We start from the raw sequence: 15,437 nt of genomic DNA on the forward strand, positions 1-15,437 counted from the left end.
CTATGGTTTTTTATTTTTATTAATCAATGCATTAAAGGGTGATGAGTTGGTGAACAGGTGACGAGTTACTCATCACCTTGACGATAGGTATGTCGCACAACAAGATAGTCGAGCCCGATCTTATAATCGGTCTTTGGCTGCTTTATAAACCTCTGAGCGTTCCCGTTTGCCCACAGCTAAAACCAGTACCACGATCTCATGCTCAAGCACTTGATACACTAACCGATAGCCAGCGGAACGAAGTTTGATTTTGTAGCAGTCAGCCATTCCGTGAAGCCGGTTGGCGGGAACGTGGGGATTTTGTAAAACCTCTTTCAACTTTTTGGCGAACGGCGGATTCAAGTCCGAAGTGCAACGCTAAGCCGCCTTTCTTAGCTCTTCAAACTCCAGCTTATAACTCATCCAGATCAACCTTCACACGTTTCCCCTTCATCCGGGAGCGGGCAATTTTGGCAAGCTCGATATCTTCCTGATAGTCGGCCAGAGCTTCCCATGTTTCCGGGGAAACATAATAGCCAGAGATACGCCCGTTGGTTAACACGGCTACAGGTTCGCCGTTAGCTTCTTTCAGCGCGGCATTGGGCGATTTTTTAAAGTCGCTGATACTCACAGCAGCATTGGCAAGGATAGGTTGTACGGACATAACCAGCCCCTTTTAAGTATGATATTTGATACTGAATTTAGCACTCAATCAAGAAAGCAGCAAAATCACGGTATAAATGTGACACCAAATAAAATAATATTGAAAATACATTAAAAACAGGGAGGTTTCATGGATACTACTGAGGAACTCAATAACACATATTATTATCATGGGCATGGAAATTTAACTGCTGGTGAGTTATTTAACCTGATCTTTCTTGAAAATTTTTCTTCTCGCACCGGTTTAGAGATTACAGCAGCGGCGCTGATCCTCTCAGGGCAACCTTATCTAAAGGTATCAGGGAAACTATCCGCCGCCACTGCGGCGCCCGGAACCAGTGTGGCTTCCAGAGTATCACGAGCATTGCTCAGAGATTTACGTTTCCCTTATGGGCTAAGGCCGCTCACGCCTATGGGAAAGAATCTTGCGACATTGAAGATGGTTCCTACGAATAAGATTGCCTCTTTTGTTGGGCGTTATATTCCATGGATAGGTTATGTCCAATTAATAGCTATAATGCAATTGGTAGCAAGAGATACCCGTCGACAATATAACCTGATCGCTAGGCCAGAAGACCGCATTGAATGGACGTATTTCTGATGAACCAAAGAGATATCGGAAATGAGGTTATTCAATATCTAATGCAACGTTACCCGATTAGGAAGCATTGGTTTAAATCCGGTATTAGACAAGTCACTAAAGATTGGACATTACAGGATGATTACCAGTTTCTGCCGGAGGATGCTCATGATTTCCTTCTTGATATATTCGGACATTTTAATATTGAGCACTCAAACTTTGATGGAAGAAATTATTTTGAATATGAGTATCCAATCTGGCAAAAGAAACCACTATCAAAAGCGTTAAAACCGCTCACGGTCGGGATGATTATTGAGTCAGCTAAAGCAGGGAAATGGTTATACGATTAGAGGCATCTAATATTGAAGTGTCTGGACGTAAAAAAAACCGGCCGGAGCCGGTTTTGTCGTTTCTGGTGTCTACCTCGCAGAATCCCGAAAAAGTGGTAATGGATTTGGTTACTGAAAAGCTCAAGGCGAAAACGAATAACTACCGTTTTGATATGAGCAACGAGCCAGTGTTGTCATCGCTGGGGCTGAACGCGCCCTCATTGCCGCATGCCGATTTTGCACCGGTATCCAGCCTGGCAAAACGAACAATATTTTTCCGGGAATTAAAGGAAAAAGAAGACGCATTAAAAACACGGAGTCAGAAAGTATGATGCCTTGCCCGTTCTGTGGCCATGCAGCGCATACCCGGACTAGCAAAATTTTTTCGAATAATGTGAAACGGCGTTATCACCAGTGTCGGAATATTGAATGCTCTGCCACATTCCGCACCATGGAGTCGATAGAGGAAATTATTCAGCCATCACACCGAAAAGATCTGCCGGTGCCAGATATTCCGCTATCACCGGTCATGCAGAAAAAATATAAAGATTACCCGGCCTCAACTAAACGGAATTAATTAGCCAGATTATAATTTCATTATCATTAATATCAGGACATCGCCCACCACTGCATGGGCTTTTTTACGAGTTTTTTTCTCTGGCTAGCGATTTTTTGACCGTGCATGCATACGGTACATGGAATTGCATGCAATACTTACCCCCGTATCTGCCCTACAGCGCCAGTACTGGCGCGGCCTGAGCGCCTCCATGCAATTGCATGAAAAGCGCTACATAAAGCGGGCAGGCGTGGCGGGGATAGCATTGCGCGCTGGCATAACAAAACTATTTTTATCACAGAGCAATCTACTTTAAAGAAGTATTGAATGTATTTTGTCCATAACGATGTCAGAACAGGCAAAAGCGGATTATAATTCACAGCATTATTAGACCACCTATTTTAACTAAGTATGGAATATGTGATGATAAATAAAAACAAAATAAAACCATTATTAAATAATATATCAACTCGCCTTTGGGACGGTCGCGCAGCCATATTGATAGGAGCTGGGTTTAGTCGGAATGCAAAGCCATTAACAAACAAGGCAAGAAAATTCCCAATGTGGAACGACTTAGGTGACATTTTTTATGAAAGTGTTTACTGCGAAAAAAACGACAATAGATATTCAAACGTATTAAAGTTAGGAGATGAAGTTCAGGCTGCATTTGGCAGAGCAACGCTTGATAAATTAATAATGGATCATGTCCCAGATAAAGAATATGAACCATCCAAGCTACACGTCTCCCTTCTTTCCTTGCCATGGATTGATGTCTTTACGACTAATTACGATACGTTACTTGAGCGAGCATGTGTTAATGTTGACTCCAGAAAATACGACATTGTTCTTAATAAAAATGATTTAATGAATGCTGAAAGACCAAGAATTATAAAACTACATGGTAGTTTCCCCTCAGAAAGACCTTTTATTGTTACGGAGGAAGATTACAGAAAGTATCCTTTAGAAAATTCTCCTTTTGTGAACACAGTTCAACAATCATTGATTGAGAACACTCTATGTTTAATCGGATTTTCTGGTGACGATCCTAACTTCCTAAATTGGATTGGTTGGATCAGAGATAATCTTGGTGCAGAAAACTCACCGAAAATTTACTTGATAGGTCTATTTTCATTTAATGAAGCACAACGTAAACTTTTAGAAAAAAGAAATATTTCCATTGTTGATTTAAGTTTCCTCGGTGATTTTGATAAAGATCATTATTTAGCACACCAACATTTTATCCAATTCCTCTACGAATCAAAAAATAAAGACAACTTAATAGAATGGCCAATAGAAGTTAATCATGAACGAGTTATTTTTAATGATAGCATTGATTTAAAAATTGAGAAAATTAAAAAATGTCTTAGCGAATGGACTCAGTCAAGAAAGTCATACCCAAACTGGCTGATTTTACCGGAATCAAACAGAAGTAATTTATCGCGTAATACCAGAGATTGGTTGTCTATTGTTAATTATGAGATTGCATGGGATGGTTCTGATGATCTTGATTTTGGATATGAAGTTACATGGCGACTAAATAAAGCATTACTACCTATTTTCAATGATACATCTGAATTCTTATTTAAGCTGGTTGAAAAGTATGAGAGTATTTACGTAGAGGGAATGAAAAATAAAAATATTGTTGATTTTGATGAAAAATACTCTCATATAATAATTAGTTTAATGAAGTTTTGTCGACAGGAAAGCTTTGTCGACAAATGGAAAAAACTTAATAATGTGTTAATTCAGAATCTGGACCGATTAACACCAGAGGTGAAATCTGAATATTATTATGAAAATATCTTATTTTCATATTTCAACTTAAATTTCGATGAAGCCAGAAACAGACTCTCTAACTGGGAAACAAACAAACTCCTTCCTCAGCATGAAATAAAGAGAGCCGGACTACTTGCCGAATTTGGAATGCTTGATGAAGCAATCAATCTTCTTGAAGAAACCTTATCTACGATTCGAAGAAATAGTTTACTTTCATCAAGAAATATTGACTATTCCAGTGAATCTCAAGAAGCATATGGAATCTATATACTGCGAATGTTTAAACACAGTTGGCGTATAGACAGCAAAGATGACGATTATTCATCTGAGTATAACTCGCGTTTAGCGGCATTATCACAATATCGAAGTGACCCTGAAAAAGAAATAAAATACCTAGAAATCAAACTAGAGTCACTGCCAGGTACCTCTAGGAATACTAATGACACAGATTTCGATCTTAACAGAAGAACGGTGACAACTTACTTTGGAGGAAGCCCAACAGAAGTAAGGTCATTAGATGCTTTTAGTTTCTTTCTGCTAGCAGAGGAACTTGGCCTACCGTTCCACATACCGGGAATGAACATTTTTAGTGGAATAGTCGAGAATGCAGCTCGACATATTTATCAATACTCTCCTGAATGGGCTATTTTTTCAATATTCAGAACATTTGATAAGGATAAAGCCAAGAGTCTATTCAACCGAAATAGGATTTCTTCTCTTGAACGGAAAAAGGTTGAAGATTTATTTGATGGATACTACAAAAAGTATGAACAAATCATCACTAAAAAAATAGATGATAGATTAAACGATAAACTTGAAATAGAAATCTCTACGTTGTCAGTAATTCCTGAAATTCTATCACGATTAGTTACAAAAGTATCATTTGAGAAAAAGAAAGACATTATCTGTCTTTTGCTTAAATTATTTAACTCAGAAAATTTCCATTGGTATATGGAGACAAAAGATCTATTAAAGCGTACTATTTCCAACTTGAGTGATTCACAAAAAATATCGCTGATAGATATTTTCATTGATTTCCCTTCAACTCCTCACAATAGCCAGTTGCATATGGGTCAAAGATACAATTTCATTACACCATTTGAATGTCTATTAGGGGTTACAATCAACCCCCCAAAAGAAATATCTAAAAAAATCGCATCTTCGAAATTAAAAAAAGATATTATCGATTTAAAAAGTGAAAGTTCAGAATTAAGAAAAGCGTCATCACAAAAGCTCATAACATTATATAATCTTGAAATGCTTAATAAATCTGACACAACTAAACTTATAAAAAATCTTTGGTCAAAACGTGACACCTTTGGATTCCCCATCGACAGCGGTTATTACAAATTTTTCTTTATAAACAATCTTTATCCAGATAATGAAAACATAGCAGACAAATTCACCCCTATAATTAAAACATACAAATTCCCTGTGCAAGACGGAAAAAGCGTTGGTATTACAGGTGGGTTAGATGTGTATTGTACTGAACTCAATGGAGCGCTACACCATATACCCCTGCCTGAGAAAACTCTATCTGAAATCGTTTCAAAAATGAATGACTGGTATGTCAAGGATCGGATATGGCTTGTAAAAATGGATGATTTAGCTAAGGAATTTACTCTTAGATTTAGAAATATCACAAATATCATAACGACAATTTTAGAACATCATAATGACAAATTAAGCACTGAGTCTATTAATGAAATCTCAAGCTTATTAGAGAAAATGAAAGAAGACAAAATCCCTGTAAATTCAGCAGTAACAATGCTATATCTGAAAAATAAGAGCACTCACCTCGTGAGAATGAAAGATATAGTGAACGGACTCTATAGTTTCAATAAAAATGATGTTATTGAAGCCATCAACTCAATTTATGTATTTATTAGAAACAATGAATATCCACTAACCATCATTCAAGCCATCAGCGATAAAATTGCGTGGGATAGAGACCCTAGACTTCCTGAGTGCTACGATTTAATTGCATATATAATCAATTCTTGTGAATTTACTCTTTCAGATGAGTTCATAGAGAAAATCCTTCGAGGGTTAGCATATCAAGTAAATATTGATGATAGAGATTTTGTTGATAACAATGAATATTTGAATCACCTTGAGAAAAAACTTAGTGCAACAAAGTTGGCTGCTTCGATATTTAGAAAAAATGAAATGCTAGGTATTGACCAACCTCCTATCATCCAAGAGTGGAAAAATATGTGCAACTCTAGAAATGAGTTCGACGAAATTAGAAATGAATGGAACAACCATGTATAAATGAAGGAAAAACACCCAATATATATTGGGTGTTTTTTCAATAAGCCCTTTTACCGTAATCGAATGGAGATATGAATTGAGATTGAGATTTAATCTCATCTAAGTAATCAGCTCACCATTGAACCATTAAGTAAGCGCCTTTCATCCAAATGCTCAGATGTATGAATATATGCAGCTCTGACATTATTACGCTCAGAATGACTCAGTTGACGCTCTATAGCGTCATCACTCCATAATCCTGACTCACCCAATGCCAATGCACCACAAGCCATCGTTCTAAATCCATGTCCGCAAACTTCAGTTTTAGTGTCATAACCCATCGCACGCAATGCGCTGTTTACTGTGTTTTCACTCATAACCTTAGCTGCGTCATGATCACCCGGAAAAAGCAGCTCTTTATCACCACTAATCTGCTTTAACTGGCTTAGCAACATCATCGCCTGCCGACTAAGCGGAACGATATGCTCCTCTTTCATCTTCATGCCACGGTACGAGTAACGCACACCCTTAATTTCTTTTCGTTTTGCCGGTACGCGCCAAAGAGATTTATCGAAGTCGAACTCATCCCAACGCGCGAAACGTAACTCACTGGAGCGCACAAAAGTTAGTAAGGAAAGCTCGACTGCGATCCGTGTCATTACACAGCCACGATAGGCAGCAAGACGAGAAAGAAACTCAGGGAACCGGACGGAAGGTAAAGCCGGATAGTGGCGGGCTTTGGTTGTGGTCAGCGCCTCGGCCATATCGCTGGCAGGGTTAGACTCAATGTAATCATTCTGGACAGCGTAACGCATAATCGCCGTAATACGCTGTTGCAGCCGTTGAGCGACGTCATGTTTGCCCGATGCATCCACGGCTTTGATCGGTGCCAGAAGGTGGCTGGTTTTCAGCTTACGAATATCAGATGCGCCGATTTCGGGGAAAATATACATTTCCAAATACCGGATAACCCGCGATCGATGGTAATCCCCCCAGCGCTTGTTACTGGCGTGCCACTGACGGGCGACCGTTTCAAAGGTATATGCCCCCGCGGATTCTGCCTGTACTTCTTTTTGCTCAGCTTTAGGATCAATGCCCTGAACCAGCAATTTTTTGGCTTCACCACGTTTAGCGCGAGCATCGGCAAGGGTAACCGTCGGCCAGACGCCAAAAGCTAACCTATCCTCTTTCTTATCGATTGGGCGGCGGTACTTCATCCGCCAGTATTTCGATCCCCGCGTGGTGATCTCAAGATATAGACCGCCACCATCTGCCATCTTATAAGTTTTCTCTTTTGGCTTGGCAGTCTCGACTTGGCGGGCGTTGAGCTTCATTTTGGGGGCACATTTCTAATCGAAGTGGGGATGCCCCCAATTATGCCCCCTGTGGGGTCTGGATTGCAACGGATGTGCTCGGACTCTTGAGGACAAAAAAAAAAGCCTTTCGGCTTTCTTTTTAGTAACTTACGGACTGTTACGGACGTTCTCGAACTATCAAATGGTGCCGAAGGCCGGACTCGAACCGGCACATCTTTCGATGGTTGATTTTGAATCAACTGCGTCTACCGATTTCGCCACTTCGGCACTGAGAGTAGTATGCGGAAAACGTGGGCATTATACCGTTTGACGGCCCACGCGCAACGTTAATCCACTCAGTGCTCGGTTAAGTGCTGAAAAAATCATCTTTAGCAACGCGTTATGACCACTTTGCCTTCAATATTGTGTGGTGTGAACGTTGTCGTGAACAATAAAAAAGCGCCGAGGATTAATCCATCCGGCGCTTTTTCAGACTCATTGAGCTCTATCGGCGTTTCAGTAGCAGCGCTACGCTGATGAACAAAAATACCGAGCTAGGCAAGATAGCACCTAGGATAGGTGGAATGCCGTAGACCAAGCTGAGCGGGCGGAAAATCTCATTCAGCAGGTAGAAGAGGAAGCCGAAGCTGATACCTATCACGATGCGTGAACCCGCCGACACACTGCGCAGCGGGCCAAAGATGAAAGAGACCGCCATGAGCATCATCACCGCCACAGAGACCGGTGCAAAGATTTTGCTCCACATGTTGAGCTGGTAGCGGTTCGATTCCTGTCCGCTTTGTTTCAGGTACTTGGCGTAATTATGTAGTCCACGGATTGACAGTGCATCGGGTTCCAGTGCCACCACGCCTAGCTTATCCGGCGTCAGGTTAGTTTTCCATTCGCCGCTGAGCGTCTGGCTGCCGCCAATTTGTTTGCCGTCGCTCAAATCGGATTCATCAACCTGCGAGAGTTTCCATACGTTTCTGTCATCTTCAAATTCGGCAGAGGCCGCATATCGCACAGATAATAGCTTATTTTGATCGTCGAAGCGGTAGATGCTGACGCCAGAGAGTTCTTTATCGCCCGTTACCCGTTCGATAAAGATAAAGTTATTGCCGTCTTTTGCCCACAGTCCACCCTGCGTAGAGATCATCGACCCACCGGAGATCATCTGAGAACGATAGTTACGCGCCATCTGCTCCCCTTGCGGTGAGACCCACTCGCCAATCGCCATCGTCAGCAATACCAATGGGATCGCGGTTTTCATCACGGCAGTCGCAATCTGTAAGCGAGTAAAGCCAGAAGCCTGCATCACCACCAGTTCACTACGGGTCGCAAGCTGGCCAAGCCCGAGTAATGCACCGAGCAATGCCGCCATCGGAAAGAAAATCTCAATATCTTTTGGCACGCTTAGCAGCGTGTATAGCCCCGCACCCAGCGCCGAATACTCGCCCTGCCCGACTTTACGCAACTGGTCGACAAACTTAATGATGCCGGAGAGCGACACCAGCATGAACAACGTCGTCATGATGGTGGTAAAAATCGTTTTGCCAATATAGCGGTCTAATACACCAAACATTAGGCCGCTCCTTGTGTTTTAAGCGTACGAGGCTTAAGGCGAGCGCGCATTTTGCGCATCGGCACGGTATCCCATAGGTTAAGCATGACCGCGATACCGAAATACATCAGGTTGGTCAGCCAGATCCACACCATCGGATCGATTTTTCCTTTACTGGCGTTAGAACGCAGCGAGCTTTGCAGCAGGAAGAAAATCAGGTACAACAGCATCGCTGGCAGCATGCTCAGCACTCTGCCCTGACGTGGGTTCACCACACTCAGTGGTACCACCATCAGCGCCATGATCAACACCGAAACAATCAACGTTAGTCGCCAATGGAACTCTGCGCGCGCATCGTGCGCATCAGAACTCCAGAGGGTTCGCATACCCATTTGTTGCACATCACTATTGTTTAGCGTCACAGTCTGGTGACCAATCACGGCCTGATAGTTAGTGAAATCCGTAATACGGAAGTCGCGCAGCAGCGCTGTGCCTTCGTAACGCGAGCCGTTGTCCAAGGTCACGACCTGCGCACCATCTTCGTTTTGCGTGATATGACCACGATCGGCCACAACGACGGAAGGCCGTGCGTTACCGCTGGGACGCAGTTGCGCCAGAAAGACGTGCTGGAACTCCGATCCTTTGACATTGCCGACAAACAGCACCGCGTTGCCACCCTGTGCGGACTGAAACTGCCCTTCTACCAAGGCCGCCATACTGGGGTTCGCCTTCGCTTCCGCCAGCACTTCTTCCTGATGCATTGACGACCACGGGCTTAGCCACATGACATTAATCGTTGCAATGACAGCAGTGAACATCGCCAAGATCAGCGCGGCTTTCAGCAACACACGTTTGCCCAACCCGCAGGCGTGCATGACGGTGATCTCGCTTTCCGCATAGAGACGGCCAAACGTCATCAATACGCCAAGAAATAGACTTAATGGCAGGATGAGCTGCACCATCTCTGGCACGCCCAATCCCAACAGGGAGATAACCAAATTTGTCGGGATTTCACCATCAACAGCAGCGCCCAATATCCGTACTAATTTCTGGCAAAAGAAAATCAGTAGCAGAATGAAAAGGATGGCCAGTTGGCTCTTAAAGGTTTCCCGTACCAGATATCGAATGATGATCACGCTTAATTACGCCTGTGAAAACTTGTCTTTTTGCAGGAAAATCGATAGTTTCTTCGCTAACGCGCCATTTATACTCATTTTTGGCAGCCCTCATAGCTAAAACGGTATTACAACACACTGCGTTTGAACTGTTGTATCAGAACCTGCTTATAGTCACCAAAACAGGTTCGTTACGTCGTTAAGATTAACACAAGTTATGTTAACGCAACGGCGGGAAAGTATTACGGAGTATCACATACTAGCCGTTGCCCCCGCTTTTGTCTTTAAGATTCAGGAGAGTACATGGAGTTCAGCGTAAAAAGCGGTAGCCCGGAAAAACAACGCAGCGCCTGCATTGTCGTCGGCGTGTTTGAACCGCGTCGTCTGTCCCCTATTGCCGAACAACTCGATAAAATCAGCGACGGCTACATCAGCGCGTTGCTTCGCCGTGGTGAATTAGAAGGCAAAGTGGGGCAATCACTGCTCTTGCACCATGTACCTAACATTCTTTCCGAGCGCATTCTGCTCATTGGTTGCGGTAAAGAGCGCGAACTGGATGAACGCCAGTACAAACAGGTGATTCAGAAAACGATCAACGCCTTGAACGAAACCGGTTCGATGGAAGCGGTCTGCTTCCTGACCGAACTGCACGTGAAAGGTCGTAACACGTACTGGAAAGTGCGTCAGGCCGTCGAAACCGCGAAAGAAACGCTATATACCTTCGATCAGTTGAAGAGCAATAAGGTCGAACTGCGCCGTCCGCTGCGCAAAATGGTATTTAACGTGCCGACTCGCCGTGAGCTGACCAGCGGCGAGCGTGCTATCCAGCACGGTCTGGCTATTGCTGCGGGCATCAAAGCCGCAAAAGATCTCGGCAACATGCCGCCGAATATCTGCAATGCCGCTTATCTGGCCTCTCAAGCACGTCAGCTGGCCGACACTTACAGCCAGAACACTATCACGCGCGTGATTGGCGAAGAGCAGATGAAAGAGCTGGGCATGAATGCCTATCTGGCCGTCGGTCAGGGCTCGCAGAATGAATCGCTGATGTCCGTGATCGAATATAAAGGCGATCCAAACCCAGAAAACCGCCCAATTGTGCTGGTAGGTAAAGGGCTAACGTTCGATTCCGGCGGTATCTCCATCAAACCTGCCGACAGCATGGACGAAATGAAATACGACATGTGCGGCGCGGCTACGGTCTACGGCGTGATGCGTATGGCGGCCGAGTTGGCGCTGCCGTTGAATATCATCGGCGTATTGGCAGGTTGTGAAAACATGGTGGACGGACGTGCGTACCGCCCTGGCGATGTGCTGACTACAATGTCCGGCCAAACGGTAGAAGTGCTGAACACCGATGCGGAAGGTCGTTTGGTCCTGTGTGATACGCTGACCTACGTTGAGCGTTATGAGCCGGACGTAGTCATTGACGTCGCGACACTGACTGGCGCATGCGTGATTGCACTGGGGCACCACATCACCGGGCTGATGGCCAACCACAATCCGCTGGCACATGAGCTGTTGAGCGCGTCCGAGCAGTCTGGCGACCGCGCATGGCGTCTGCCGCTGACCGACGAATTCCAGGAACAGCTGGAGTCCAATTTTGCCGATATGGCGAATATTGGTGGTCGTCCAGGCGGTGCAATTACCGCTGGCTGCTTCCTGTCGCGCTTTACACGCAAGTACAGCTGGGCACACCTGGATATTGCTGGCACCGCTTGGCGCTCCGGCAAAGCCAAAGGCGCAACGGGCCGTCCGGTCGCACTGTTATCACAGTTCCTGCTTAACCGCGCCGGACAGAACGACGTAGAATAAGGCTTTCGCGTCAACGACGATGACCAAAGCCAGCGATTGCCTTATCCTTATCAAGCAATTGTCGTCTTATGGGCCGGACTTCCGGCCCTTATCACTTTCTGGCTCTTAGCAATCAATAGTGTAAACAATGAAAAACGCAACGTTCTATCTTCTTGAACACGACAGCAAAAGCGGTGAGCTCAGCGCCCATGAGGCACTGGCCTGCGATCTGGCGGCAGAACGTTGGCGAGCAGGAAAGCGCGTGCTGATTGCCTGCGAAGACGAGCAGCAGGCCATCAGGCTTGACGAGGCGCTGTGGCAAAGAGACCCCAACGCATTCGTGCCGCATAATCTGGCAGGCGAAGGGCCGCGTCACGGCGCACCGGTCGAACTTGCGTGGCCACAGCGACGTGGCAATGCGCCACGCGACCTGTTGATCAGCCTATTGCCGCAGTTCGCAGATTTTGCCACCGCTTTCCATGAAGTGATAGACTTTGTCCCTTACGAAGACTCCTTGAAACAGTTGGCGCGCGACCGCTATAAAACCTATCGCAGCGTCGGCTTCCGATTGACCACGGCTACGCCGCCAACTCACTGAATTTTGAGCATAATGGAAACGAAATATAACCCGCAAGATATCGAGCAGCCGCTCTACGAACACTGGGAAAAGCAAGGCTACTTCAAGCCGCATGGCGACACGAGTAAAGAAAGTTTCAGCATTATGATCCCGCCGCCCAACGTCACCGGCAGCTTGCATATGGGTCATGCTTTCCAGCAAACCATTATGGATACGTTGATCCGCTATCAGCGTATGCAGGGCAAAAACACCCTGTGGCAGGCAGGTACTGACCACGCCGGTATCGCCACGCAGATGGTCGTTGAGCGCAAGATCGCCGCAGAAGAAGGCAAAACTCGCCACGATTATGGCCGCGATGCGTTCATCGACAAAATCTGGCAGTGGAAAGGCGAATCCGGTGGCAACATTACCAATCAGATGCGCCGTCTGGGCAACTCCGTTGACTGGGAACGCGAGCGCTTCACCATGGATGAAGGCTTGTCCAACGCGGTGAAAGAAGTTTTCGTCCGTCTGTATAAAGAAGACCTGATTTACCGCGGCAAGCGCCTGGTGAACTGGGATCCGAAACTGCGCACCGCGATTTCCGATCTGGAAGTAGAAAATCGCGATGTGAAAGGGTCAATGTGGCACCTGCGTTATCCGCTGGCCGATGGCGTGAAAACCGCCGAAGGGAAAGACTATCTGGTCGTTGCCACGACTCGCCCGGAAACCATGCTGGGTGATACCGGTATCGCTGTTAACCCAGAAGATCCGCGATATAAAGATCTGATTGGAAAAGACGTGATCCTGCCGCTGATTGGCCGTCGTATCCCGATCGTTGGCGACGAACATGCCGACATGGAAAAAGGCACCGGCTGTGTGAAGATCACGCCAGCTCACGACTTCAACGACTACGAAGTCGGTAAACGCCACCAGTTGCCGATGGTAAACATCCTGACGTTCGACGGTGATATCCGCCAGAGCGCTGAAATTTTTGATACCAATGGCGAAGCCAGCACCGCTTACAACAGCGACATTCCAGAGACTTTCCAAGGTTTAGAACGTTTTGCCGCGCGTAAAGCGCTGGTAGCCGCATTCGATGAGCTCGGCCTGCTGGAAGAGATCAAAGCGCACGATCTGACCGTTCCTTACGGTGACCGTGGCGGCGTCGTCATTGAACCGATGCTAACCGACCAGTGGTACGTGCGTGCTGCCGTGCTGGCTAAGCCTGCGGTAGAAGCCGTGGAAGATGGCCGCATCCAGTTCGTGCCAAAACAGTACGAAAATATGTACTTCAGCTGGATGCGTGACATTCAGGACTGGTGTATTTCCCGTCAGCTGTGGTGGGGTCACCGCATCCCAGCCTGGTACGATGCTAACGGTAACGTCTACGTCGGCCGTACCGAAGCGGAAGTTCGCAGTGAAAACAATCTCGCTGACGATGTCGTTCTGAACCAAGACGAAGACGTACTGGATACCTGGTTCTCATCCGGACTGTGGACATTCTCTACGCTGGGCTGGCCGGAGCAAACGCCAGACCTGAAAGCCTTCCATCCAAGCAGCGTGATGGTCAGCGGCTTCGACATCATCTTCTTCTGGATTGCCCGCATGATCATGCTGACCATGCACTTCATCAAAGATGAAGACGGTAAATCGCAGGTGCCATTCCATACTGTCTACATGACCGGCCTGATCCGTGATGAGGAAGGCCAGAAGATGTCCAAATCCAAAGGGAACGTGATCGACCCGCTGGATATGGTAGACGGCATCTCGTTGGAAGCATTGCTGGAGAAACGTACCGGCAACATGATGCAGCCGCAGTTGGCAGAAAAAATCCGCAAGCGCACCGAGAAGCAGTTCCCGAACGGTATCGAACCTCACGGTACAGATGCCCTGCGCTTCACGCTGGCGGCGCTGGCCTCCACTGGCCGCGACATCAACTGGGACATGAAGCGTCTGGAAGGTTACCGCAACTTCTGTAACAAACTGTGGAACGCCAGCCGTTTTGTTCTGATGAACACCGAAGAGCAGGATTGCGGTTTTAACGGTGGCGAGCTCGTGCTGTCGCTGGCTGACCGCTGGATTCTGGCAGAATTCAACCGTACGGTGAAAGCCTACCGCGATGCGCTGGACGGTTATCGCTTCGATATTGCCGCCAACATCCTGTACGAATTCACCTGGAACCAGTTCTGCGACTGGTATCTGGAGTTGACGAAGCCAGTGATGAACGGTGGCTCGGAAGCGGAACTGCGCGGTACACGCCACACGCTGGTGACTGTACTGGAAGCGTTGCTGCGTCTGGCACACCCGATTATTCCGTTCATTACCGAAACTATCTGGCTACGCGTTAAAGCGCTGAAAGGCATTAACGACGACACGATCATGTTGCAGCCATTCCCTGAGTTCGATGCCGCGCAGGAAGATACGCTAGCACTGAACGATCTGGAGTGGATCAAACAGGCCATCATCGCCGTACGTAACATTCGTGCAGAAATGAACATCGCGCCGGGCAAACCGCTGGAAGTCTTACTGCGCGATGCCACCGCTGAAGCACAGCGTCGTGTGGAAGAAAACCTTAGCTTTATTCAAACGCTGGCGCGTCTGGAAAGCATTACGCTGCTGCCAGCGGGCGACAAAGGTCCGGTTTCCGTCACTAAACTCATCGAGGGTGCCGAGCTGTTGATCCCAATGGCAGGCCTGATCGACAAAGCAGCAGAACTGGATCGTCTGGCGAAAGAAGTGGCGAAACTCGAAGCAGAGATTGAGCGCATCGCAAGCAAGCTGTCCAACGAAGGCTTTGTGGCACGAGCACCGGAAGCGGTCGTTGCCAAAGAACGTGAGAAAATGGATGGCTACGCCGTAGCGAAAACCAAACTGCTGGAGCAGCAAGCGGTCATCGCAGCGCTGTAACGTTAATCTATTTCCAACAGTAGTATGGTAAATATGAAAGCCTCGTTGCAAAACGAGGCTTTTTACTTTT

12 protein-coding genes, 1 tRNA gene and 1 pseudogene are annotated in these 15,437 nt (G+C 46.4%); 8 read left to right on the forward strand and 6 right to left on the reverse strand.

Annotated elements, in window-relative coordinates; genetic code table 11:
- Positions 1 to 120 precede the first annotated feature (120 nt).
- Together A0G03_RS04765 and A0G03_RS04770 are read right to left on the reverse strand one after the other, a co-directional pair.
- Positions 121 to 342 (reverse strand): type II toxin-antitoxin system RelE family toxin, encoded by a 222-nt coding sequence (locus A0G03_RS04765; RefSeq protein WP_080965206.1) that lies wholly within the window; start codon positions 340 to 342, stop codon positions 121 to 123.
- 49 nt (positions 343 to 391) lie between these two features.
- Positions 392 to 643 carry a type II toxin-antitoxin system Phd/YefM family antitoxin gene (locus A0G03_RS04770; RefSeq protein WP_005973616.1) on the reverse strand — a complete coding sequence of 84 codons (252 nt, stop codon included), beginning with the start codon at positions 641 to 643 and terminating at the stop codon, positions 392 to 394.
- 129 nt (positions 644 to 772) lie between these two features.
- On the opposite strand from A0G03_RS04770, the gene A0G03_RS04775 reads away from it, so the two are divergent.
- The 5 genes from A0G03_RS04775 (at position 773) to dsr2 (ending at position 6,157) form a co-directional block, all read left to right on the forward strand.
- On the forward strand, positions 773 to 1,243 hold the full coding sequence (locus A0G03_RS04775; protein ID WP_048258458.1) for an STM2901 family protein: 471 nt from the start codon (positions 773 to 775) through the stop codon (positions 1,241 to 1,243).
- Positions 1,243 to 1,572 carry a DUF1493 family protein gene (locus tag A0G03_RS04780; RefSeq protein WP_223250543.1) on the forward strand — a complete coding sequence of 110 codons (330 nt, stop codon included), beginning with the start codon at positions 1,243 to 1,245 and terminating at the stop codon, positions 1,570 to 1,572. Before A0G03_RS04775 ends, A0G03_RS04780 begins: the two co-directional genes overlap by 1 nt.
- Positions 1,573 to 1,625: 53 nt before the next feature.
- Positions 1,626 to 1,883, forward strand: coding sequence for a hypothetical protein (locus A0G03_RS04785; RefSeq protein ID WP_244177694.1), 258 nt, complete (start codon positions 1,626 to 1,628; stop codon positions 1,881 to 1,883).
- Positions 1,880 to 2,128, forward strand: a complete 249-nt coding sequence (locus tag A0G03_RS04790; RefSeq protein WP_048258455.1) for an ogr/Delta-like zinc finger family protein — start codon at positions 1,880 to 1,882, stop codon at positions 2,126 to 2,128. Before A0G03_RS04785 ends, A0G03_RS04790 begins: the two co-directional genes overlap by 4 nt.
- Before the next feature lie 402 nt (positions 2,129 to 2,530).
- Positions 2,531 to 6,157, forward strand: coding sequence for an anti-phage defense-associated sirtuin Dsr2 (gene dsr2 / locus A0G03_RS04795; protein ID WP_223250541.1), 3,627 nt, complete (start codon positions 2,531 to 2,533; stop codon positions 6,155 to 6,157).
- Between the two features lie 37 nt (positions 6,158 to 6,194).
- Here the strand turns inward: dsr2 and A0G03_RS04800 are convergent.
- The 4 genes and pseudogenes from A0G03_RS04800 to lptF form a co-directional block, all read right to left on the reverse strand.
- Positions 6,195 to 7,470 (reverse strand): annotated as a pseudogene (locus tag A0G03_RS04800) (tyrosine-type recombinase/integrase).
- 164 nt (positions 7,471 to 7,634) lie between these two features.
- Positions 7,635 to 7,719: transfer RNA gene (locus A0G03_RS04805), tRNA-Leu, on the reverse strand.
- A 217-nt stretch (positions 7,720 to 7,936) separates the two neighbouring features.
- The gene (gene lptG, locus A0G03_RS04810; RefSeq protein WP_011092035.1) at positions 7,937 to 9,013 is read right to left on the reverse strand and encodes an LPS export ABC transporter permease LptG; all 1,077 of its coding nucleotides are present in this window, start codon (positions 9,011 to 9,013) and stop codon (positions 7,937 to 7,939) included.
- On the reverse strand, positions 9,013 to 10,128 hold the full coding sequence (lptF, locus tag A0G03_RS04815) for an LPS export ABC transporter permease LptF (RefSeq protein WP_048258454.1): 1,116 nt from the start codon (positions 10,126 to 10,128) through the stop codon (positions 9,013 to 9,015). The genes lptG and lptF overlap by 1 nt, the downstream gene beginning before the upstream one ends.
- 282 nt (positions 10,129 to 10,410) lie before the next feature.
- Here lptF and pepA point away from each other — a divergent pair, with 282 nt between their 5' ends.
- From pepA to A0G03_RS04830, 3 genes are all read left to right on the forward strand, one after another.
- Complete coding sequence (gene pepA, locus A0G03_RS04820; protein ID WP_011092033.1) at positions 10,411 to 11,922, forward strand: leucyl aminopeptidase; 1,512 nt, start codon at positions 10,411 to 10,413, stop codon at positions 11,920 to 11,922.
- 127 nt (positions 11,923 to 12,049) lie between these two features.
- Positions 12,050 to 12,499, forward strand: coding sequence for a DNA polymerase III subunit chi (locus A0G03_RS04825; RefSeq protein ID WP_039289714.1), 450 nt, complete (start codon positions 12,050 to 12,052; stop codon positions 12,497 to 12,499).
- Positions 12,500 to 12,511: 12 nt separating this feature from the next.
- On the forward strand, positions 12,512 to 15,367 hold the full coding sequence (locus A0G03_RS04830; protein WP_048258453.1) for a valine--tRNA ligase: 2,856 nt from the start codon (positions 12,512 to 12,514) through the stop codon (positions 15,365 to 15,367).
- The last annotated feature ends 70 nt before the right edge of the window (positions 15,368 to 15,437 follow it).

Origin of the sequence: Pectobacterium peruviense (assembly GCF_002847345.1) — a bacterium.
Classification (GTDB): domain Bacteria; phylum Pseudomonadota; class Gammaproteobacteria; order Enterobacterales; family Enterobacteriaceae; genus Pectobacterium; species Pectobacterium peruviense.